Source organism: Mesorhizobium sp. LSJC280B00, assembly GCF_000502835.1.
Taxonomy (GTDB): Bacteria; Pseudomonadota; Alphaproteobacteria; order Rhizobiales; family Rhizobiaceae; genus Mesorhizobium.
The window spans coordinates 1-20,340 of sequence record NZ_AYVL01000015.1; the positions used below are offsets into that span (position 1 = coordinate 1).

At 62.2% G+C, this 20,340-nt stretch carries 21 protein-coding genes, 1 tRNA gene and 1 pseudogene; 9 read left to right on the forward strand and 14 right to left on the reverse strand.

Annotated elements, in window-relative coordinates; translation table 11 throughout:
* Window positions 1–402: pseudogene (locus X773_RS0138235) on the reverse strand (alpha/beta hydrolase); the annotation flags it as partial.
* Window positions 403–413: 11 nt separating this feature from the next.
* Complete coding sequence (locus X773_RS59595; protein WP_023677861.1) at window positions 414–1,148, reverse strand: phosphoribosyltransferase; 735 nt, start codon at window positions 1,146–1,148, stop codon at window positions 414–416.
* Between the two features lie 316 nt (window positions 1,149–1,464).
* Here X773_RS59595 and X773_RS59600 point away from each other — a divergent pair, with 316 nt between their 5' ends.
* Entirely contained in the window at window positions 1,465–1,875 is a 411-nt protein-coding gene (locus X773_RS59600; RefSeq protein ID WP_245274741.1) for a CBS domain-containing protein, read from the forward strand.
* Window positions 1,876–1,963: 88 nt separating this feature from the next.
* Here the strand turns inward: X773_RS59600 and X773_RS59605 are convergent, their stop codons facing one another.
* A complete protein-coding gene (locus X773_RS59605; protein ID WP_245274742.1) occupies window positions 1,964–2,506 on the reverse strand; it encodes an Hsp20/alpha crystallin family protein in 543 nt (180 codons plus the stop codon).
* 202 nt (window positions 2,507–2,708) lie between these two features.
* Between X773_RS59605 and X773_RS59610 the strand changes: the two genes are divergently transcribed.
* Window positions 2,709–3,146: a DUF2267 domain-containing protein gene (locus tag X773_RS59610; protein WP_023677864.1), complete on the forward strand. Its 438-nt coding sequence runs from the start codon at window positions 2,709–2,711 to the stop codon at window positions 3,144–3,146.
* A 49-nt stretch (window positions 3,147–3,195) separates the two neighbouring features.
* Window positions 3,196–3,666, forward strand: a complete 471-nt coding sequence (locus X773_RS59615; protein ID WP_023677865.1) for a YbhB/YbcL family Raf kinase inhibitor-like protein — start codon at window positions 3,196–3,198, stop codon at window positions 3,664–3,666.
* A gap of 21 nt (window positions 3,667–3,687) precedes the next feature.
* On the opposite strand, the gene X773_RS59620 is transcribed toward X773_RS59615, so the two are convergent.
* From X773_RS59620 to X773_RS59650, 7 genes are all read right to left on the reverse strand, one after another.
* The gene (locus X773_RS59620) at window positions 3,688–5,163 is read right to left on the reverse strand and encodes an FAD-dependent oxidoreductase (protein ID WP_023677866.1); all 1,476 of its coding nucleotides are present in this window, start codon (window positions 5,161–5,163) and stop codon (window positions 3,688–3,690) included.
* Window position 5,164: 1 nt separating this feature from the next.
* On the reverse strand, window positions 5,165–6,160 hold the full coding sequence (locus X773_RS59625; protein WP_023677867.1) for a hypothetical protein: 996 nt from the start codon (window positions 6,158–6,160) through the stop codon (window positions 5,165–5,167).
* A gap of 362 nt (window positions 6,161–6,522) precedes the next feature.
* Entirely contained in the window at window positions 6,523–7,893 is a 1,371-nt protein-coding gene (locus tag X773_RS59630) for a TRAP transporter large permease subunit (RefSeq protein WP_023677869.1), read from the reverse strand.
* A gap of 3 nt (window positions 7,894–7,896) precedes the next feature.
* The gene (locus tag X773_RS76470; RefSeq protein WP_023677870.1) at window positions 7,897–8,946 is read right to left on the reverse strand and encodes a TRAP transporter small permease subunit; all 1,050 of its coding nucleotides are present in this window, start codon (window positions 8,944–8,946) and stop codon (window positions 7,897–7,899) included.
* 109 nt (window positions 8,947–9,055) lie between these two features.
* Window positions 9,056–10,174, reverse strand: coding sequence for a TRAP transporter substrate-binding protein DctP (dctP, locus tag X773_RS59640; protein ID WP_023677871.1), 1,119 nt, complete (start codon window positions 10,172–10,174; stop codon window positions 9,056–9,058).
* Between the two features lie 572 nt (window positions 10,175–10,746).
* A tRNA-Arg gene (locus tag X773_RS59645) sits at window positions 10,747–10,823 on the reverse strand.
* A gap of 47 nt (window positions 10,824–10,870) precedes the next feature.
* Window positions 10,871–11,563, reverse strand: coding sequence for a helix-turn-helix domain-containing protein (locus X773_RS59650; protein WP_023677872.1), 693 nt, complete (start codon window positions 11,561–11,563; stop codon window positions 10,871–10,873).
* Window positions 11,564–11,902: 339 nt separating this feature from the next.
* On the opposite strand from X773_RS59650, the gene X773_RS59655 reads away from it, so the two are divergent.
* The 4 genes from X773_RS59655 (at window position 11,903) to X773_RS77405 (ending at window position 13,477) form a co-directional block, all read left to right on the forward strand.
* A complete protein-coding gene (locus X773_RS59655; protein ID WP_023677873.1) occupies window positions 11,903–12,229 on the forward strand; it encodes a DUF1330 domain-containing protein in 327 nt (108 codons plus the stop codon).
* Between the two features lie 121 nt (window positions 12,230–12,350).
* Window positions 12,351–12,881, forward strand: coding sequence for a hypothetical protein (locus tag X773_RS59660; RefSeq protein ID WP_084641262.1), 531 nt, complete (start codon window positions 12,351–12,353; stop codon window positions 12,879–12,881).
* Between the two features lie 120 nt (window positions 12,882–13,001).
* On the forward strand, window positions 13,002–13,292 hold the full coding sequence (locus tag X773_RS59665) for a DUF768 domain-containing protein (RefSeq protein ID WP_023677875.1): 291 nt from the start codon (window positions 13,002–13,004) through the stop codon (window positions 13,290–13,292).
* 41 nt (window positions 13,293–13,333) lie between these two features.
* Complete coding sequence (locus X773_RS77405; protein ID WP_198023575.1) at window positions 13,334–13,477, forward strand: hypothetical protein; 144 nt, start codon at window positions 13,334–13,336, stop codon at window positions 13,475–13,477.
* 72 nt (window positions 13,478–13,549) lie between these two features.
* Here X773_RS77405 and X773_RS59670 read toward each other — a convergent pair whose 3' ends face one another.
* The gene (locus tag X773_RS59670) at window positions 13,550–14,713 is read right to left on the reverse strand and encodes a M20 aminoacylase family protein (protein ID WP_023677877.1); all 1,164 of its coding nucleotides are present in this window, start codon (window positions 14,711–14,713) and stop codon (window positions 13,550–13,552) included.
* 270 nt (window positions 14,714–14,983) lie between these two features.
* Between X773_RS59670 and X773_RS59675 the strand changes: the two genes are divergently transcribed.
* Both X773_RS59675 and X773_RS59680 read left to right on the forward strand, forming a co-directional pair.
* On the forward strand, window positions 14,984–16,162 hold the full coding sequence (locus X773_RS59675) for a D-alanyl-D-alanine carboxypeptidase family protein (protein ID WP_023677878.1): 1,179 nt from the start codon (window positions 14,984–14,986) through the stop codon (window positions 16,160–16,162).
* Window positions 16,163–16,166: 4 nt separating this feature from the next.
* A complete protein-coding gene (locus X773_RS59680) occupies window positions 16,167–17,294 on the forward strand; it encodes a GTP-binding protein (RefSeq protein WP_023677879.1) in 1,128 nt (375 codons plus the stop codon).
* Window positions 17,295–17,487: 193 nt separating this feature from the next.
* Here X773_RS59680 and X773_RS59685 read toward each other — a convergent pair whose 3' ends face one another.
* The 3 genes from X773_RS59685 to X773_RS59695 all read right to left on the reverse strand — a co-directional run bounded on the left by X773_RS59685 (window position 17,488) and on the right by X773_RS59695 (window position 20,257).
* Window positions 17,488–17,763: a sulfurtransferase TusA family protein gene (locus X773_RS59685; protein WP_023677880.1), complete on the reverse strand. Its 276-nt coding sequence runs from the start codon at window positions 17,761–17,763 to the stop codon at window positions 17,488–17,490.
* A gap of 5 nt (window positions 17,764–17,768) precedes the next feature.
* Window positions 17,769–19,094: a murein L,D-transpeptidase family protein gene (locus X773_RS59690; protein ID WP_023677881.1), complete on the reverse strand. Its 1,326-nt coding sequence runs from the start codon at window positions 19,092–19,094 to the stop codon at window positions 17,769–17,771.
* Between the two features lie 212 nt (window positions 19,095–19,306).
* Complete coding sequence (locus X773_RS59695; RefSeq protein ID WP_023677882.1) at window positions 19,307–20,257, reverse strand: acetyl-CoA carboxylase carboxyltransferase subunit alpha; 951 nt, start codon at window positions 20,255–20,257, stop codon at window positions 19,307–19,309.
* Window positions 20,258–20,340 lie beyond the last annotated feature (83 nt).

A 20,340-nucleotide genomic window follows, 5' to 3' on the forward strand; every position in this document is an offset into this window, starting at 1 on the left:
CGCGGCCTGGTCGGGCCGCTCGGCCGCCGCCACCAGGGCGGCACCGGCGCCCGTGCTCGCGCCGAAATAGCCAAGACGCAACCCCGACGTGTCCGGCGAGGCGCCGAGCCAATCCGTGACGCCGACCAGCCGGTCGGCGAGCAGTCCGATATTGAAGCGCAACTCGGCCGTGACCTGGTCGATCCGCTCCTCTTCGGCCGTCAACAGGTCGATGAGGAAGGTGGCGAGGTTCGCCTCGTTCAGCCTTTCGGCCACGTGGCGGTTGCGCGGGCTGTGGCGGCTGCTTCCGCTGCCGTGGGCGAAGAGCACAAGGCCGCGAGCATCCGGGGGCAACGAAAGATTGCCCTCAAGCGTGACAAGCCCCGCGGGAACATGCACGACGTGCTCGCTATCCCGGTCCATATCCACCTCCGCTATGTCGATCTGGTGCCAGGCGCCGGACCCGCGCTCGCGCGCCCAGCCAATTCCTCTTCGGAAGCGGCAGGCTTGTGGGAAGCCGCAGGCTTGGGCACGGACCTGGCGAGGAGCGCGCGGACCTCTTCATCGCTCGTCTGCGAGAAATCCACGTACCAGCGCCCGACACCCAGCAACGGCTCTGGTGTCGTCGCGCAAACGACCTCGTCGGCGTCCGCCCGCATCGCGTCGCAAGTGTCGGGGCTACCGACGGGAACGGCCGCGACAATATGGGCGGCGTGGTTTTTTCGCAGCGCCTTGATCCCGGCCCGCATGGTCGATCCGGTCGCAAGCCCGTCATCCACGAGGATAATGGTTCGTCCATTCAACTGCGGTGGGGGTCGCCCGTCCCTATAGAGGTGCTCGCGGCGCAGAAGCTCTTTTTCCTCCTTTGCAGCGACCGCGTCGATGACATGTGGCGGGATCGCGAGACCGTTGACGATTTCGTCGTTCAGGACACGTACACCTGAGGGCGCGATCGCCCCCATGGCCAGTTCCTCGTGACCGGGGACGCCGAGCTTGCGCACGACGAAGACGTCGAGCGGTGCCTTGAGTGCCTGCGCGACCTCGTAGCCGACCGGCACGCCGCCTCGGGGCAGCGCCAATACGATCACATCGTCGCGGCCGGCAAAGCGAACGAGTTCCCCGGCGAGTTGCCGCCCGGCCTCGCGGCGATCTGAAAAGATGATAGCCATGACCTTCAATCCGCGTGCATCTGTTTTCCCGGTGGATGTTTTTTTCACCAGCCTGCGGCCACATTCCGTGGGATGGCTGCGGCACCGGTACCATTTTGGAACTCGCTCGCTGCCTGGACGTTCCAAGAATAGTTTCGATCGCGAGGTGCCGGCACCGGCACGCGCCTCAGCGCGGATCGGGAAGATCGAAGATAGTGATCCGTACATGCCTCGTCCGGCCAGCTGGCAATCTAGCGATGCGTGGCAACAGGCCCGTCTGGCGACTTGTTGCCTCAGCAATCAGGGAAAGGAATATCCCATGCAAGTTCAGGAGATCATGAGCCGTCGGACCGAACTGGTCGGCCCGAACACGACAATCAGGGATGCCGCCCGGAAAATGCGGGCCGACAATCTCGGCGCCCTTCCGGTCGGCGAGAATGACAGGCTGGTCGGCATGGTGACAGACCGCGACATCGTGATGCGCGGCGTCGCCGAGGAGCGCTCAGCCGGCAACACGACCGTTCGCGAGGTCATGTCCGAGCATGTCTATTGGTGCTTCGATGACGCCGATATCACCGATGCGGCGAAGATCATGGCCAAGCATCAGGTGCGTCGTCTTCCGGTGATCAATCACGACAAGCGCCTCGTCGGCGTCATTGCCCTGGCCGACCTCGGGCGGACCGATGAGGAAGCCGCCAAGATCGCTCTCGAAGGCGTTTCCGAGGCAACGGACGATCCCCGGCGGTAGACGCTCGCCTGGGCGGTTGCCGCCGTGCTTGCCGTTCTTCTCCATCTGGGCTGAACGCCGCCTGCTCAGGCAGCCTTCAGTTTGGCAACTATCGCGCTTTCACTTCTATGCGGCGTGTCTTGTCCTTTGCAGCGGGGTTCTTGGGAAGCTCGACAGCCAAAACGCCGTTCCTGAAAGTGGCCTGCACCTTGTCGGCATCGATCTCCGCTTCCAGGGGGATGGTCCGCTGAAACCGGCCATAACTGCGTTCGCTGTAGGTGCGGCCGCCGTCGCCTTCCTTGTGCTCCGAACGCTTCTCGCCCGTGATAAAAAGGGTGTTTTCGCGCAGCTTGAGCTCAACGTCCTTCTGCTCGAGCCCCGGCAATTCGGCGGTGACCTTATAGGCTTGGTCTGTTTCATGTACGTCGACGCTCGGCCAAAGATCGCCGGCCGTAGTCGCTTCGGCCATCGGCGCGAAGAAGTCGTCGAACAGGCGGTCGATCTGCCGGTGGAATGACGTGAGCGGATCGCGCGCGGATGGGTAGAGGCTGCGCGATGGCGTCCGGGGCGCCAAATCGTGATGTGCCATGGTTCTTCTCCTGTTTTTTGTGTCTGCATCACTCGTCGCCATGTGATCGGCGACGGCAAACAAAACTCGTCCACCCATGAGGATGTTCCGGGTGCCGGCCAAGAAAGGTGGTCGAAAAACAGCGGCAAAAAAGCCGGCCCGAATTCCCCCATGACGGGACCTCCGACAATAAATGCGCATCAGGACATGCGCATCGGGGAACAACGGGCAGGTACGGCTGTTTGGTCACATCACCTAGTCGGATTTGAACGGAAGGAGGATTTCGATGAATGCCACCGGACTCGACGTATTCGACAAGACACTGCAGACCACGAACATCTGGCTCGACGAGATCATGGACGAGATTGGACCGGATCGGCAGGTCGCCTGGCACGTTCTCGGAGCGGTGCTGCACGCCCTGCGCGACCGTATGCAGCCGGATCTTGCAGCCCACCTCGGCTCGCAGCTGCCGATCCTGGTGCGCGGCGCCTTCTATGACCAATATCAGCCTTCCAAAGCTCCCGAGAAGATGCGGTCGCTCGACGAGTTTCTGGCCAAGATCAAGGCGGAGCTGGAATTTACCCGTCCGGTCGATTCCAAGGATGCATTCAGGGTCGTGTCCAAGGTGCTCGCCCATCACGTCGGAGAAGGACAGATGCACAAGGTCTGGGAATCCCTGCCAGGCGAGATAAGACGCGTCGCCGAAGCTCAGCAAGCGGCGTGAACGGCGCAGGCGCGGGCTTCTCGGTCGCAACCTCCTTGGGGAAATAGCAATGCCACTCACCCTTATCAGCCCGGCGTTCCGGGCAGGCGGAAGACTTCCCGAAAAATATGCGCGTGACGGCCAGAACGTCTCGCCGCCGCTGAAGTGGTCCGGTGTCCCGGATGGTACCAAGAGCCTTGTTCTTGTCGTGCGGGATCCCGATGCACCAAGCGGAATTTTCGGGCACTGGGCGGTGTTCAACATCCCGCCGGATGCCGGCGGACTCGCCGAGGCCGAAGACGGCAAGCCCGGCCCGTCGGCACTCAGGCAAGGCACCAACGATTTCGGCAATGCCTATTACGATGGTCCGCAGCCGCCTGCAGGGCACGGCGTCCACCATTACCACTTCCTGCTGGCCGCGCTCGATGTGCCGAGCCTCAGCGTACCAGGACAGGCGGGCGTGCATCAGGTCTGGAAGCAAGCCCAGAAACACGCATTGGAGGAGACGGAGTTGGTCGGAACCTACGAACGGCCGGCGTGACGCGGGCCGTGTCGGCCGCCTTCACAATGTAATCTGGGCAAGCGGTTTTCGGGCAGGGCCGTGGATGACCGAACCGTCGGCGGCGAAGATCGAGCCGTGGCAGGGACAATCCCAGGTGTGGTCCGCATTGTTCCAGGTTACGGTGCAGCCCTTGTGGGTGCAAATCGCCGAAACCGCCTGGAGTGCGCCTTCGGTGTCTCTCCACGCCGCAATCTTTTCGTCTCCCCTGACGATCACGCCACCCATGCCAGGCGCAATGTCGTGGGTGCTCGAGACGATCGATTGACTGCGGCCGTTCTTGTGGAAGTCCTCGGGATAGGGCCGCGCCGGATCGTAGAGTTTTTGCCAAGGGCTCGGGCGGCCGCAGATCAGGTCGGCGATCATCGTGCCCACGGCCGTCCCGTTGGTGATGCCCCAGGCGTTGAAACCCATGGCAATGTGGAAGCCGGCGGCCTTGGCGGGATCGGGCTCGCCGGCATATGGAATCCTGTCGGCCGTATCATAATCCTCGTTGCACCAGCGCCACGCGACGTCGCCGACCGGAAGGTTCTTTCTTGCCCATTTTTCCAGTTCGACAAACCGCCTCGCCACGTCGCCGTCCCAGCCGGTGTTGAACTTGGGGCCGAGCGTGACCAGCAGTGGACCTTCGGCATCACGGCCCGTCCGGATGGAATGCGTCGGGTCGTCGATGCCGATGAACATGCCGTCGGCAGGGAGGGGATCATCGATCCGAAAGGCCATGGCGGTGTGGCAGCGCGGTTGCGTCCGGTTCGCCATGCCGACGGGGCTCTTCACCGTCATGTTGGTGGCGACGACGACGTGCCCGGCATCAACGGCGCCGCCATCTGTGACGACGCGCCAGCGGCTTGCCTCGTCGATCGAGGTGGCGCGGCTGTTTTCGAAGATCCGACCGCCACGGGCCGTCACCGCTTCCGCCAGGCCAACCAGATACATCGCCGGATTGAACTGCGCCTGGTCGGGGAACCGTAATGCCGCCGCCGTTTCGAAAGGCAGCGGTACGCGTTCGAGGACCTCGGCCTCCAGCCCGACCTGGCGCGCTGCCTTCGCCTCGGCCGCGACCTCCGCGCGCCGGCTTTCATCGCAGGTGTAGCTATAGGCGTCCTTGCTCTCGAGATCGCAGGCGATAGCGTAGTTGTTAACCCAGTCGCGGATTTGTCGGGCGCCGGCGGAATTCGCATCGGCATAGGTCTGCGCCAGGTCCCGGCCTACGCTGTCAATGAGATGACGATAGATCAGCGCATGCTGCGTGGTGATCTTGGCCGTCGAGCGGCCGGTCACCTGGCCACCTGTCCGCAAGCCTTCCAAGACGATCACCGACCGGCCCGTCTCGCAAAGGCGAAGCGCCGTCGTCAGCCCGACGATTCCAGCCCCCACGACAACGGCGTCCGCACGGACCAAACCTTCGAGCTGGGGATAGTTCGTGGAGGTGGCCGTCGCCACCCAACAGCTCCCCGGTTTTCCCAAGAGAGTGGCCATTTCAACCGCGTTCCTTGCTTTTGCTTTTCGATGCACTTTCATCGACAACCGCGCCGGCTGAGGAACGTTCCCGAGCTTGGTCGCTTTCAATCATTGTCTCGCCACCCCGGGTTAGAAAAGCACCGGGAAGGTGCGAGGTGCAGGCCATCACCCAGGTGATCGCCTCGCGGTCGTATTCGTCGCCGGAGCGCCAGTCCTCGAAGAAGGCGTTCAGCCTATCGACACGCCCCGGCCAGATACCGGCGGCCTGCAGGCCGAGCGAAACGCCGTAATTGGTGAAGGCGAACTTGGTATCGCGCAGCCATGGCGCGCGGCTGAAATAACCGGGCGGGTCGACCCACATCGTTTCCAGAGTTCGCAGCGAACGCCTCGTCTGGGCCTCGGCCCACGGCTCGTCGGGAAAGAAATGGGCGAGCCACAGCATCATGCCGAGGCCGAGGTCCTGGTCGATGTCGAGGCTGCGCCAATCGCGCTCCATCAGGTCACGCATCTGCGCGATCTCGGGCGCCAGTTCCTCGTCGTCGAGCATTCGGTAAGCGACGTAGCCGTCATAGGCATCCATGCTGCCGAGGCCGTAGCCGGGGTAAGGACCGCTCAAATCCTCCTGCATCTTCCAGATCACGCCGCGGCCGGGGACCACAAACGCCGGGTGAATGTCCCGCGCCAGCGTAATGCCGCGCTTGCGGTATTCCGGCTTCAGATCGCCGAGACGCGCCAAGGCGAACAGCCACATCGCCAGATAGTGGAAATACTGGCCGTCGCGATCCGCCGCTTCGCCGATCCTCAGTCCGCGCCGGCGGCCGAGCATACGCTCGACATCGGCCACCAGCCGCTCGGCTTCGCCCAGCCAGCGCTCTTCGCCAGTTTCCGCATAAAGCGAGACGTAGAGCACGACCCCGAATGCATCGGTCCACAGATATCGCAAGCCGTTGGGCCAGATGCCTTCGCCGCGCATCCAGTCGAGTTTTTGCAGGACATAATCGACGTCACGCAGCATCGTCACGCAGCATCGCGCCAAGCCCCGAACTGGCAGAGCCGGCCCGTGTTCGGTGTCCCGCGATTGTGAGCATGCAGAATTTCGAGCATGTCTCTCCTCGTCCGGTTGATCTATCGCGAAACGATCTGATCGGCGGCGGGTTCCTTGGCCATCTCGGCAAGGACAGATGGCGCGGCATTCGCGGGGCGGCGTAGGCGAGATAACCAAGACTGGTCGAGTGCGATACACCCGCACTCGCAGCCAGGATTGTTTCAAGAAGCGATCTCATGACGACGCGCAAAGGAAGGCAAAAAGGTGACGCCGTTCAAGCGAAAAGCTATCAAATTCGACTGATCCTCGGTGTCGGCAAGCCGCAAATGTGGTCAATTGCCTCCGTACATGACCTTCGGGAGCCAGACGACGATTGAGGGGAACACGATGCACAGTCCCACTCCGATCGCCTGCAGGCACAAGAAGGGGACTGCGGATCGAAAGATCGTCGCCATCGAGATCTCCGGCGGCGCAACGCTCTTCAGATAGAACAGCGAATAGCCGAAAGGCGGGCTAAGGAACGCCATCTGCATGTTGACCATGAAAATGACACCATACCACAGTGGCACGTCTTCAGGAGCCACACCGGCTAGCCCAAACGTGCCGCCGAATTCGAGTGTCTTTAGGATGGGCAGAAATATCGGTACGGTGAGAAGGAGAATGCCCACCCAGTCCAGAAACATGCCCAGGACGAACAGAATGATCATCATCAGAACAAGAACGCCGTAAGGCGCCAAGCCTGTTCCGAGTATCGATTCGGCTACGAAGTTCTGCCCACCTTTCAGGATGAAGAAACCGACGAACATGGTGGCGCCGAAGAATATCCACATGACCATCGCCGTGGCCTTGAGCGTCGCGACACAGGCCTCCCGGATCGTGTCCCAGGTCAGGCGCCGATGTGCGGCGCAGACGATGAAAGCCCCGAACGTACCGATGCCCGCGGCTTCGACCGGCGTGGCAATGCCCATGAAGATGACCCCGAGCACAAGCAGGATCAGCAGTATCGGCATGAACGTCCGGCGCAAAAGCTTGAGTTTTTGGGCGAAGTCAATGCGCTCGTTCGGCGGCAACGCCGGGCCGAGTTTGGGGTCGATGTAACAGCGCGCCGTCACGTAGGCGACATACATCCCGGACAGCAGCAGCCCGGGAAATACCGACCCGATCAAAAGCTCGCCCAGCGACTGCTGCGCCACGACGGCATAGACGATCGCCATGACGGAAGGGGGTATGAGAATGCCAAGGGTCCCGCCAGCAAGAAGCGAGCCGCAGGCAAGCTTGGCGTCGTAGTTGCGGCGCAGCATGGCCGGGAGCGCGATCATGCCCATCGTCACTTCCGTCGCCCCGACGACACCGACCATCGCGGCCAGCAGAGTGCAGGAGATCACCGTGGCCGATGCGAGCCCGCCTTTGAGTCCGCCCAGCCATTTGTAGACGACATCGAACAGCTCCTCGATGATGCCCGCCTTCTCGAGAATCGCGGCCATGAAGATGAAAAGCGGCACCGCCGAGAGCTGATAATCCGTCATGAACGGGAAGACCCGAGACGGCAGCATGTTCAGCATGGCCGAATTGCCGAACAGAAAGAGGAAAAGCACGGCAAGGCTGCCGGTGCAAAAGGCCATCGGTAATCCGAGCAGCAAAAGTACGCCCAGACCCCCGAACATCAATATGCTGAGCCACAGGATCGGAAGCTCGAGGCCCATCGCTCAGCCGATCCTTCCAAATGCAGTGGCGATGTCTCGCATCAGCCGGGATAGGCCCTGAAGCAACAGGAGCGCTGCCCCGATGGGGATCGCGAGCTTTACCGGCCAGTATTGGATGCCCCATTCGGTGAATGAGCGTTCGCCAACCGCCGTGGCATCGCTCGCAAATCGCCATCCTGTGACCAGCATGGTGCCGGTGAACAAGAAGAAGAAGGCCGAGGTGATGATGTCGCAGACAGCACGACCGCGTTCGGAGAGATGGCTGTAGACGATGTCTACCCTGACATGCGTTTCGTCACGGTAGGCATAGGCGCCTGCCAGCATGTACTGGATGCCGAACATAAGAAACATGCTTTCATGTACCCAGTTGGTCGGTGAGTTGAAAACAAAACGGGCCACCACTTCGTAGTAGTACGCCACCACTGCGAGAACCGACCAATACGCGACGAACTCGCCCGTCACGCGTACCAGCCAGTCGACCGGCTGGAACAACGCGAGCGGTTGCTTGACGGGCGTGGCTGGCACATCGACTACGAGCGGATGGTCGGCCGCGGCGCGCGCGATCTCACGGGTGCGGGTGCGCCGCACAAGACCGGGTATTAGAAGGGCGTCGCCTGCGAGAGCGAGACCAAGCAGGAGTCCGGCAATTCGGCCAATGCTGTTGGCGCGCTCGAGCCCATGGGCGGCGGCGCTCAGATTATCGCGCGCCACCGTGGCGTCTGCCTCAGCTTTCGCCAGGCGATCGGCAGCGCCTTCTTTGCTGGCTGCTACATCTGCCTTGGCACGCGGCAACAGCCTTTCGGCGTGTTCGCTCAGGGATCGCGCGAGCGACACTGCCTCACGTCCGTCGCGTACCTGGGCGCTCGTCCAAAGCACTGCAATGAACAGCGGGATAAAAATGAATCCCCACCTGCTCTTCAGATAAAACCGGTGCATGCCGAGGAAGCCTGCAGTGACCAGGAACAGGTAAGCAAGAAAGAGATTTGGACGGCCGGCATCGCGCTGTGCCCGCTCGCGATGGACAAGGAAGACCGCAACGAGCGGGAAAAGCACGAGGCTTGACCAGTATAGCCAGTGCGGCAGCACAAATGTGAGTGAGGGCATCGGCGACTGCCTCTTGCAGGAGAGTGCGCCCGCCCGGACAGGACGGGCGCGGAGAGCCTCAGAGGTCGATCGACAATCCCTGATACATGTCCGGCGTCACGTAACCGACGGTCGGGTTCTCCATCACCTCAAGCTGCAGTTTGAAGATGCGCGCCGCGTCCTTATCCTTGTTGGCCCACTCGAACCAGATTGGCACCGCGATTTCCTGGAACTTCTGGAGGTCCTCCGGTCCAAGCCGATTGATTTCAATGCCGGCATCCAGGAATTTCTGCCAGGCCTCCATGTCGGCCTTCTGGATGGCCCCGAAATGGACATTGGAATAGACTTGGATTTCGTCTTCCACGAACTTCTTGAGGTTGTCCGGGAGTTGGTTCCAGACATTCATGTTGACGGCAAAGTCCATCAGGTCGACGGGCTGGTATACGGACATCAGACCGGCTGGGCCCATGGAAATGTACTTGGTCACCTGCTGGAACCCGAGCGCCCAGTTTACCGCCGGCCCAGTGTAGTCGGCTGCATCGATCGTGCCTTTCTCCAGCGCGGAGAACACCTCGCCGCCCGGCAGCAGCGTCGTCTTGGCGCCGGCTTTTGCGAATGTCTCGGCGATCATGCCGCCAGGCACGCGCAGCTTCAGGTCTCTGAAATCCTCGATCGAGCGGATCGGTGTCTTTGAGTGGATGATGTTCGGGCCGTGATGAATGCGGTTGACGTAGTAAAGACCTTGTTTCGCATAAAGGTCGCGCGCGGCCTGCAGACCACCTTTCGAATAGAAAAAGATGTCCCATTCGTGCGGATAGCGTAGCCCCATCGTGTAAGAGGAGAGGAACGCCGCAGCGGGAAGCTTACCGGCCCAGTAAAGTGAAAACGAGTTCATCGCTTCCAGAACGCCGTTCTTCACCCCGTCGAGGAGTTCGAAGTCACCAACGATGTCCTTTGCCTTGAACGGCTGAAATTCGAGTTGGCCTCCGGTCTTTTCCTTGATGGTCCCACTCCAGCTCTGGAAAGTTTCAAGTCCGACGCCAGCCGGCCACGAGGTTTGAATTTTCCAGATGATTGTGTCAGCGGCTCCTGCCCTTCGAACCCAGGGAGCGGTAACCGCCGTCGCCGTCAGCCCGGCGACAAGTCCGCTCAACTTCAGAAAGCTTCGCCTTGATTTGGAATGCGATTCTCCGTCCATTGTCTTCCTCCCTGTTCGGCAAGCGGACAAACGATAGGCCCACCGCCGGTCTCAAAAACTGAAAACTAATGACACACCCTTTTTGAGGGATCAGAGCATGCCAGCGCCACGAACGACAGAGAAAGAAACGGCGCAGCATCCAAATAACATAGCGCGACGCAAGCATTTTCAACCACTGCGCGCCCGACCCGTAATATGCTCGTGCGTTTCAATAAATCCACGGTTTTAGTGGGTTATCGGCTAGTCAACGCGGCGTTCCTTCGGCTTATACGAAGCTCGGTGCGGCTTCCGTCCCTGCTTCTCAAGCCGAAACATTGGCCGGGTGACTGCACTCCATGGTCCTGGTCTGCGTCGAAACGCCAGCGGTGCTGACTGCCGCCTTGGTGGCAAAGGCAATGCAACGGATTTGGAGCGCTGACTGCATTGCGGCTTGGATTTCATTCCAAAGAACTCTCCAACTTCCGGTCGTGCGGCGCTGATCGTGCCAGAACCATGGGATCTGCAAAAAATTCGTCGTACTATTCCTCAGAAAAAAGTACGGCGGCGATTTCGCGCTAAGTACTTGAAAAACATGGTGATCCCGACAGGAATCGAACCTGTGACCTACAGATTAGGAATCTGCCGCTCTATCCTACTGAGCTACGGGACCATCGCGCCCGACACATAACCGCTTCGGATCGTTTCGCCAAGAGGTAGCTAGGCCGCTCGCTTGGGTTCGACCGCGAACGGGCTCAGGCCCAGCCAGGTCTGCATTTTACGGGCGATATCCTGGTCTCCCGTCAAGATGACTTTCGTCCCTGCCTTCTCGACGGTGATCAGCCCCATCCAGATTTCGGTCATGGTGTGCAGGTCGGTCGAGACGTAGAGATCGACATCGAAGCCCGGGTCGTACCAGCAGAGGTCGACCTCGCCGTGCTTCTCGACGATCAGCCACCATGACCGTTTCGAGGCGGGGAGCTCCTGATACAGAAATTGTATCACCGTGCGCCCGTCGGGCAGCGGCGACGCGTTGAGGTTGCGCCGCATGTCCCACATCAGCAGCGACGGATCGAGGTTCTTCAGCGACAGCCGCGACTCGACCCATTTCTGCCCCCAAAAGCCCATCGCCTCGACAACGGAACGCAGATCCCTGCCTGCCTCGGTCATCCGGTATTCGAAGATGCCTTTCTCGCCGCGCACCTCCTTGCGCTCGACGATCCCGGCCAGCTCGAGCTCCTTGAGGCGTTGCGACAGAAGGGTCGGCGACATTTTGGGGACGCCGCGGCGCAGATCGTTGAAACGGGTCGAGCCCGCCACCAATTCGCGAAGCAGAACCATGGTCCAGCGGGTGCACAGCACCTCGGCGGCCATCGATAGCGGGCAGAACTGCTTGTATCCGGACTGGGTCATGATGTTGCCTTCCCCTCAAACTCAGCCGGGATCATAGGCCTTCCCCGGCGGCACGGCGAGTACAGAAACTGTACCGGCCCAGTGTGGTGGATTTGAAGTTCCTGCTTTCTGGGTGGCATCAGCGTTAGGAACTTCAAATCCAAAACCACACTGGAAATCCAAGCACTTGCTGGTGTGGCTTTTGAATCCGAAATTCGCTCGCTGCGTTGCTCCAAAGTGAATGCGAATTTCGGATTCGCCACACCAGTACAGATCGCGGACTGGCTGGCGCCGGCCTTGCCGTGCGAGCCCTTGGCCGCTGCACGGGATACCCCTGTGCACGACCAGGAGACATGACCCATGACCGCTTACGTTATCGCAGACATCAAGGTGAGGGACCCGAAGTGGATGCCGGCCTATGCCGCGTCGGTCCACGACCTCGTTCACAAGCACGGCGGCAGATATCTGTCGCGCAGCGGCAATGTGAAGACGCTCGAAGGCAAGCCGCTCGACACGACGCTGATTGCCTTGATGGCGTTCCCGACCGAGGCCGCGGCGCGCGCCTTCACCGACGATCCTGCCTACGCGCCGTTCGTTTCGGCCCGTCAGGGCGGCAGCGACAGCCGTTTCCAGCTGATCGACAACTCCGATCTGGCCGGAACCATCCCGTATTTGCCGAAGGGATGATCTTCCCCTGCATTCGTCGCATCGGGATAGGGATCTCCCAGCAACAACAGCCACAGCGCCCACCTGCCGGACCTCCTTACTTCCGGCGGCCGGCCGGGCTGTGCTTTTCAAGAAGAATGGAATGACTATGACAATCAACTTTCGCAATAGAGTTCTCGCTGCCGCGGCGCTGCTGTCGGCCTGCACTGCGTTGGCGCAGGCGCATCAGGCAGCGCCCGCGTCCGGTCCCAATCCGCTGGCCGACAAGGTACGCGCGGCCAACAGCCGCTTCGAGAATGTGGCGGCGGCGACCGCTGAGGGCTATGCGCCGATCCCCTGCGCCAGCGGCATCACCGGCGGCGCCATGGGCATCCATTACGTCAATCCCGACTACCTCAAGGACGACGCTGTCGATGTCGCCAAGCCGGAAGCCGTGATGTACGAGCCGATGGCCGACGGCACGCTAAAACTGATCGCGGTCGAATACATCACCTCGAAAGGCCCGGCCTCGCTCGATGGGCATCTGTTCAACTTCAACAGCGCGCCCAATCGCTATGGCCTCGGTCCGTTCTATGAGCTGCATGTCTGGGCCTGGAAGGGCAACCCGACCGGCGCGTTCGCGGATATGAACCCGAACGTGTCGTGCGAACCGACGACTGCTGTCAGCCAGTAAGCAGCCGAGCCAGGCGGCGCCAACGCCGCCTGGCCGAATGTGGGAGCAGGCCCCAAAGAGGTCGGGATAGCGGAACTTTCGGGACGCCGGCGCGCTTTAGTGTCCCGAAGGAGACACCGCATGAGCGCCACCAAAGAGTTCTTTCAAACGTGGCTGCAGGAGAATGTCGGCAATCTGCCGGCCGAGAGCGAGGTGAGCGTCGCCGTCCTGGCGCAGCAATTCGAACAGGATGCCGACGCTGCCGGCTATGGCCACGAGGTTCGCGAAGACGAGCTCGGCAATATCCAGGAGGCGATCGAGGCAGCCCTGACGAAGGCGAGGACAGGCGAAGAGCCGCAACCTGCCGACGACAATGAGCTGGCGCCGGTCATGGAGGCGCTGGAGGTCGAGGATCCGAAGAGCGGACCGTAGCGGTTGCGGCTCTTCCCTTCCACGCTACATGACCGGGCATAATGGATGCCAAACACCTCACACTCGGCGTCGTGATCGGCGTGGCTATCGGCGTCGTGTTGGACAACATTGTTGCGGGCATCGGGATAGGTATTGCTCTGGGCATTGCCTTCGGCCTTGCCCGGAAGTCGTCCGGCCGGAAGTGACCAGCAGAACATGTCCTGCCCGGTTTTGCCGCCCAGAGGTGCGGCGGTTGCCGCACCGCCGATGCCGAATGGCTACGCCGCCAGCGCTGTTTCCGCCAGCTTCACCCAATAGCTCATGCCGTGCGGGATGACCTCGTCGTTGAAGTCGTAGGCTGGGTTGTGCAGGCCGGCGGTATCGCCATTGCCGATGAAGATGAAGGCGCCCGGCCGCGCTTCAAGCATGTAGGAGAAATCCTCGCCGCCCATCACCGGCTGGATCGCGCGGTGCACATGGCTTTCGCCGGCGACGTCGGCCGCGATGTCGCTGGCAAAGACCGTCTCTTCCGGATGGTTGAAGGTGACGGGGTAATTGGCATTGTAATCAACCTCGATTGTCGCGCCGAAGGCAGCGCCCAGGCCTTGGCAAAGTGCGCGGATGCGCTCTTCGGCCTTCTTGGCGACTTCCTTCTTCAGCGTGCGTACGGTGCCGGCGATCTCGGCGGTCTCGGGAATGACGTTATAGGCGTCGCCGGCGTGGAATTTCGTCACCGAGACGACCACCGCCTCGACCGGATCGGTGCTGCGCGAGGCGATCGTCTGCAATGCGCCGACGAGCTGGCTGGTGATGACGATCGGATCGATGGTGCCGTGCGGCATCGCCGCGTGGCCGCCCCGGCCCTTGACGGTGATGGTGAATTCGGCGGTCGCCGCCATGATCGGGCCCGGCCTGATGGCGAACTGGCCGACCGGCAGGCCCGGCATGTTGTGCATGCCGAAAACCTTGGAGATACCGAAGCGCTCCATCATACCGTCCTTGACCATCTCGTTGCCGCCGCCGCCGCCCTCTTCGGCCGGCTGGAAGATGACCGCGACGGAGCCGGCGAAATTGCGCGTTTCGGCGAGGTATTTGGCGGCACCCAACAGCATCGCGGTGTGGCCGTCATGACCGCAGGCGTGCATCTTGCCGGGGACGGTCGAAGCATAGGATTTGCCGGTGATCTCGTTGAGCGGCAGGGCATCCATGTCGGCGCGCAGGCCGATGGTCGAGCCTTCGCCGTGGTGGCCGCGGATGATGCCGACAACGCCGGTCTTGCCCAAACCCGTCACGATATCGTCGCAGCCGAAAGCCTTCAGCTTCTCGGTGACGAAAGCGGCGGTCTTGAAGACGTCGAAATTCAGCTCCGGCGTCTGGTGCAAATGGCGGCGCCAGCCGGCCACCTCGTCCTGCATTTCGGCGGCTCGGTTCAGGATCGGCATGATGGTTCCATTTCGCTGTTGGAGCAGGCGGTCTTGGCCTGCTGCTTTGCAATTGTGCCTGCTGCCTTGCAACCATGCACGCTGCTTTGCATTGTGCTGCTGCTTCCACATTGTGATCGGCAGCACTTTGCCATGTTGACGTCACATAGAGTAAATAGCACCGCGACTGTGGTCCGGGAACAGAGGGCCGGACCATTATCCTGGCGATCGTGTAACGAAATCTTACGGAGCCAGGTGGGACTGCGGCAAGAGGCTATTTCGGTTTTCATGATGCGCTACAGGCATTTCCTCAAACTGTTGGTGGCGGGCACGGTGGTGCTTGCGTCGCTGGCCGGGCCCGCCTTGGCCAATCCGACAATCCTGTTCGACCTGAACAGCGGCAAGATCCTGCAGCACCAGGAGGCGTTCAGGCGCTGGTACCCGGCTTCGCTGACCAAGCTGATGACCGCCTATGTGGCGTTTCGGGCGATTGCCGCGGGCGAGGTCCAGCTCGATTCGCCGATCAAGGTAACGAAACATTCTGCCGGCGAGCCGCCGAGCAAAATGGGCTTCGAGCCGGGCTCGGTGATGCGGTTGGACAATGCGCTGAAGATGATGCTGGTCAAATCGGCCAACGATATCGCCATGGCGGTCGGCGAGAATATCGGCGGTTCGCAAGCGGCTTTCGCCGAACGCATGAACGCCGAAGCGCAGAGGCTCGGCATGAGCGGGTCGCATTTCGTCAATCCGAACGGGCTCTATTCGCCGGACCAGTATACGACAGCGCGCGATCTCGCTTTGCTGGTGATGGCGATTCGCAAGGAATTTCCGCAATATGCCCCCTGGTTCTCGATCGAAGGCCTTGCCGTCGGCAAGAAGGCGATCTCCAACTACAACCTGCTGATCGGCCGCTATCCGGGTGCCGACGGCATGAAGACGGGTTTCGTCTGCTCGTCCGGCTTCAACATGATCGGCTCGGCGACCCGCAACGGCCGCACCCTGGTCGCCGTGGTGCTCGGCGAGCAATCGGCCATTACCCGCGCCGAGGCGGCGGCAAAATTGCTCGACCAGGGCTTTGCAACGCCGGCGCCGAGCTGGCTGACGGTAGCGGCGCTACCCACCTATGGCGATACCATGTCGGCCAACGACATGAATGACGAAATCTGCAAGAAGAAGCCGGTCGAGGAGCAGTCGGAAACCGCACCCGCCGTCGGCGACAAGGGCAAGGACGTGCCGAAATCGCCCTATCAGGAAAAGCTCGACCATGTACCGACGCTGATCGCCGTCGGCCTCGGCGGCGCCACGGGACCGAAGCCGAAGGCGATGCTCGACGCCTCCGGGCAGGAATATGCCGACGTGCCGCTGCCGACATGGCGGCCGGACCGGGCGCCGCCGGCCGGCGCCGAGCCAGTTGTGGCCGGATCCGCCACCGCCGCGCAGGTCCAGCAGCCGGCCAAGGCGCTGAACTAGCCGCATGGCCGGCTTCCCGATCCCCGTTTCGGTGCTCACCGGCTTTCTCGGTGCCGGCAAGACGACGCTGCTCAACCGGCTGCTCCGGGATCCGGCGCTCGCCGACACCGCCGTCATCATCAACGAGTTCGGCGAGGTGGCGATCGACCATCTCCTGGTCGAGCAGGCCTCCGACGGCATCATCCAGCTCTCCGACGGCTGTCTCTGCTGCACGGTGCGCGGCGAGCTGGTCGACACGCTGGCTGACCTCGTCGACCGCCTGCAGACCGGCCGCATCGACCGGCTTGCCCGCGTCATCGTCGAAACCACCGGGCTCGCCGATCCCGCCCCCGTACTGCAGTCGATCATGGCACACCCGGCCCTGGTCCAGGCCTTCCGGCTCGACGGCGTCATCACCCTGGTCGATGCCGTCAACGGCAATGCGACGCTCGATGCGCATGTCGAGGCGGTGAAGCAGGTGGCCGTCGCCGATCGCATCGTGCTCAGCAAGGCCGACCTGACCACGGATGCAGGCGATGTCGAGGCGTTGCGGGCGCGGCTCAGGCAGCTCAACCCGGGCGCCGTGGTGCTCGACGCCGGCGAGGCAAGCACCGCGACCCTGTTCGATAGCGGCCTCTACAATCCGGCCACCAAATCCGTCGATGTGCAGCGTTGGCTCGGCGAAGAAGCCGGCCACGACCATGACCACGGCGGGCATGACCACGGCGGGCATGATCACGACGGGCATGACCATGCCGACCATGATCACCATGACCACAGGCACGATTCCCGCGTGCGTTCGTATTCGCTGGTTCATGACGGGCCGGTGCCGTTTTCGGCAATCGAGATGTTCCTCGATCTGTTGCGCTCGGCGCATGGCGAGCGCCTTTTGCGGATGAAAGGCGTCATCGAGCTTGCAGAAGACCCGTCGCGGCCGCTGGTTATCCATGGCGTGCAGAAGATCCTGCATCCGCCGGTGCAACTGCCGGCCTGGCCGGACAGCCAGCGCGGCACCAGACTGGTGCTGATCACGCTCGACATGCCCGGAGACTATGTCCGGCGGCTGTTCGCCGCCTTCACCAACCGGCCGTCGATCGACACGCCGGATCGCGCAGCACTGGAAAGCAACCCGCTGGCTATTGCCGGATCGTGATCTCCCCCCTTGAGGGGGAGATGTCGCCGAAGGCGACAGAGGGGGTCGCCTCGGCTGGCGCGACGCCCTGTGGGACGAGAGAAAAGGTTGGCGCTTCACGCGCGGCAACCCCCTCTGGCCTGCCGGCCATCTCCCCCTCAAGGGGGAGATTATCCCGCTCAGCCGCTTTCGCCAGAACGAGCTAAGTCGAGACTCAGCCGATCCCGCACTCGACCAGGAAGCGGTGGCCGCCCGATATCGCCGTCGTCTCGATCAGCCGATGGCCGGTCTCGGCGCAGAAGGCGGGAATGTCGATGACGGCGAGCGGATCGGTGGTTTCGAGCCACAGCCGGCTGCCCGGCTGCATTGCGGCCAGGCGCTTTTTTGCCTTGAGCACGGGCAACGGGCAGTTCAAGCCTTTGAGGTCGTAGACGGCGGCGGGGCTAGTTGAGGGCCCGTGTTCCTGGCCCCCATCTTCTTGCTCAAGCATGAAGTTCAGCCGCCAAACATGCCGAGCAGCTTTTTCTTCAACCTTGTCGCCGTGCTTTCGGCGTCCGCAGCCTGCGTTTCGACTGCCGGGGCGGCGTCCGATGGCGCTGCGGTGGCGGTGGCGACAGGCATCTCGGCGGCGGTCTTGGCAGCTTCCTTTTCGGCGAGCGCCTGGGCTTTGGCAGCTTCCTTCTCGGCCAAGGCCTGTGCCTTGGCTGCCTCTTTCGCGGCCTTGGCCGCTTCTATGGCGGCAAGCCTTTGTTCCTCGGCCTTCTGCTTGGCGGCCTTTTCGGCATCGAGCGCCGCCATCTTGCGGCCGGCCGGCGAATCGATGCGGCCCATGCGCGCCGTTTCGGCCACGGTGCCGTCCGGGTTGAGCGAGGGCGGCTCGATCGGCACGCGTTCGCCGCGCGCACGCCGTTTCGACCAGTCGGAAACGATGCTGGCTTCCTTGATCCCGGCGATGGTCGGCTTGGGTGCCGGCACGCTGGCCTTGACGGCGCCGTTGAAGGCCGCCTCATAGGTGCTTTGATAGGCGTTGATGGCGCTCTTCAGCGAATCGGGCTGGGTGGTCGCAGGGCAAGCGCCGGTCGGATTAAAGGTCGAGCCGTCGGCCGCAACCTGGTTGAAGACGTAGCGCTTCTCGCAGACGTCGACTTTCGGCGGCACCTTGGTAACCTCGAAATTGTCGTAGCCGACCTTCAGCATCTTCCAGAATTCGTAGTTCGGATCGTTGCGATAGCGCGCCATGTTGGCGGCGGTCATGCGGAACGGAAAAGCCTGGATCTGGAACTCGGTCTGGCCGCCCTGGAAGGCGTCGCGGCCGAAAGCGTAAATCTGCTCGATCTGCGCGTCGGTCATCGAATAGCAGCCAGACGACGAGCAGGCGCCATGGACCATCAGGTTGGAACCGGTGCGGCCATTGGCGCGGTCATAGGCGTTCGGGTAGCCGATATTGAAGGACAGGTGGTAATTCGACCGCGGGTTCATCTGTGCCGGGCGGACCGTGTAAAAGCCTTCCGGCGCCTGGCGGTCGCCTTCGGTGAATTTTGGCCCGAGCTTGCCCGACCATTTGCAGATGTCGTAGCTGGCGACCAGGTCGTAGCGGCCGTTGGTCTTGGCCTTCCAGATTTCGAGCTTGCCTTCTTCCTTGAAGATGCGGGCCATCACCGAGGAGGTGCGGACCATGCCCTTGGCCTTCATCTCGGCCAGAATCTTGTCCGGCAGCGGCTTGTTGGCTTGCGGCGCAAAATCCTTCATCGAAGCATCATTGCAGCCGGCGACGCCGATCGCAGCGATCAGAACTCCGGTGCGGGCAAGCTTGGCAAACATGGATATGGCTATCGTCTTCATCTCTGCGCCGCGGATGCCGCGGCTGCTAAACTGACCGCTGACGGACCCTAAGCCCGTTAACCTTGAAAATTCCTTACCGCAATCATGCTGGCGCGTCCCCTTACGGCAACCCCACTGAGCCGAATGCAGCGGCATTTTTGTGGCGAAACTGGTTCACGCCGCCACATTTCGGGCCGCGTGCCTGCCGGATGTTATAGATTGCGGCCCATCGCCAGGTATTTCTCGCGGCGATGCTCGCGGAAATCGGTGTTGGCGCCGGAGAATTCCTTCATCGTCCTGGCGATGTGGTCGCCGGTTGCGGCGATCACTGTTTCGGGGGCGCGATGGGCACCGCCGAGCGGCTCGGCAATGATGGCGTCGATGATCTTCAGCTCCAGCAGGTCCTGCGCCGTGATCTTCATGTTGGTCGCCGCGTCCTTGGACCGCGTGGTGTCGCGCCACAGGATCGAGGCGGCGCCCTCCGGCGAGATCACCGAATAGATGGCGTGTTCGAGCATGTAGACGCGGTTGGCGGTGGCGATCGCTATGGCGCCGCCGGAGCCGCCTTCGCCGATCACCACCGAGATCGACGGCACCTTCAGGCCAAGGCAGGCCGAGGTCGAGCGGGCGATGGCTTCCGCCTGGCCGCGCTCTTCGGCGTTGACGCCGGGATAGGCGCCGGCAGTGTCGACCAGCGTCAGCAGCGGGATTTGGAAGCGGTCGGCGAGTTCCATCAGCCGCACCGCCTTGCGGTAGCCCTCCGGCCGGACCGAGCCGAAATTATGCTTCAGCCGGCTTGCCGTGTCGGAACCTTTTTCCTGGCCGAGGATCGCCACCGGCTCGCCACGGAAGCGGGCGAAGCCGCCGACGATCGCCTGGTCCTCGCCGAAATTGCGGTCGCCGGCGAGCGGCGTGAAATCGGTAAGCAGGCCCTTGATGTAGTCGATGCAATGCGGCCTGTCCGGATGGCGCGCCACCTGCACCTTCTGCCACGGCGTCAGCGCCTTGTAGGCGTCGCGCAGCGCATCGCGCGAGCGCTTCTCGAGACGGGCGATCTCATCGCCGACATCGACCGCCTCGCCGTTCTCGGCAAGCTTCTTCAGCTCAAGGATCTTGCCTTCGAGATCCTGCACAGGCTTTTCGAAATCGAGGTAATTGTACATTCTTGGGCGGACCGGCAAGTCGGAAGGCAATGACTGACGCAAGCCTGAAAATGCAGGCTGGGCGCGGTGGAACGTCGTTCTCA

What these genes read in the sequence shown, in the direction of transcription:
- X773_RS59695 (WP_023677882.1), bottom strand. Translation starts at nt 20,257, where the DNA reads ATGTACAATTACCTCGATTTCGAAAAGCCTGTGCAGGATCTCGAAGGC.
- dctP (WP_023677871.1), bottom strand. Translation starts at nt 10,174, where the DNA reads ATGGACGGAGAATCGCATTCCAAATCAAGGCGAAGCTTTCTGAAGTTG.
- X773_RS59675 (WP_023677878.1), top strand. Translation starts at nt 14,984, where the DNA reads ATGCGCTACAGGCATTTCCTCAAACTGTTGGTGGCGGGCACGGTGGTG.
- X773_RS59685 (WP_023677880.1), bottom strand. Translation starts at nt 17,763, where the DNA reads ATGCTTGAGCAAGAAGATGGGGGCCAGGAACACGGGCCCTCAACTAGC.
- X773_RS59660 (WP_084641262.1), top strand. Translation starts at nt 12,351, where the DNA reads ATGACTATGACAATCAACTTTCGCAATAGAGTTCTCGCTGCCGCGGCG.
- X773_RS59600 (WP_245274741.1), top strand. Translation starts at nt 1,465, where the DNA reads ATGAGCCGTCGGACCGAACTGGTCGGCCCGAACACGACAATCAGGGAT.
- X773_RS59690 (WP_023677881.1), bottom strand. Translation starts at nt 19,094, where the DNA reads ATGTTTGCCAAGCTTGCCCGCACCGGAGTTCTGATCGCTGCGATCGGC.
- X773_RS59655 (WP_023677873.1), top strand. Translation starts at nt 11,903, where the DNA reads ATGACCGCTTACGTTATCGCAGACATCAAGGTGAGGGACCCGAAGTGG.
- X773_RS59595 (WP_023677861.1), bottom strand. Translation starts at nt 1,148, where the DNA reads ATGGCTATCATCTTTTCAGATCGCCGCGAGGCCGGGCGGCAACTCGCC.
- X773_RS59610 (WP_023677864.1), top strand. Translation starts at nt 2,709, where the DNA reads ATGAATGCCACCGGACTCGACGTATTCGACAAGACACTGCAGACCACG.
- X773_RS59615 (WP_023677865.1), top strand. Translation starts at nt 3,196, where the DNA reads ATGCCACTCACCCTTATCAGCCCGGCGTTCCGGGCAGGCGGAAGACTT.
- X773_RS59665 (WP_023677875.1), top strand. Translation starts at nt 13,002, where the DNA reads ATGAGCGCCACCAAAGAGTTCTTTCAAACGTGGCTGCAGGAGAATGTC.
- X773_RS59630 (WP_023677869.1), bottom strand. Translation starts at nt 7,893, where the DNA reads ATGGGCCTCGAGCTTCCGATCCTGTGGCTCAGCATATTGATGTTCGGG.
- X773_RS59620 (WP_023677866.1), bottom strand. Translation starts at nt 5,163, where the DNA reads ATGGCCACTCTCTTGGGAAAACCGGGGAGCTGTTGGGTGGCGACGGCC.
- X773_RS59670 (WP_023677877.1), bottom strand. Translation starts at nt 14,713, where the DNA reads ATGCCGATCCTGAACCGAGCCGCCGAAATGCAGGACGAGGTGGCCGGC.
- X773_RS77405 (WP_198023575.1), top strand. Translation starts at nt 13,334, where the DNA reads ATGGATGCCAAACACCTCACACTCGGCGTCGTGATCGGCGTGGCTATC.
- X773_RS59680 (WP_023677879.1), top strand. Translation starts at nt 16,167, where the DNA reads ATGGCCGGCTTCCCGATCCCCGTTTCGGTGCTCACCGGCTTTCTCGGT.
- X773_RS59625 (WP_023677867.1), bottom strand. Translation starts at nt 6,160, where the DNA reads ATGCTGCGTGACGTCGATTATGTCCTGCAAAAACTCGACTGGATGCGC.
- X773_RS59650 (WP_023677872.1), bottom strand. Translation starts at nt 11,563, where the DNA reads ATGACCCAGTCCGGATACAAGCAGTTCTGCCCGCTATCGATGGCCGCC.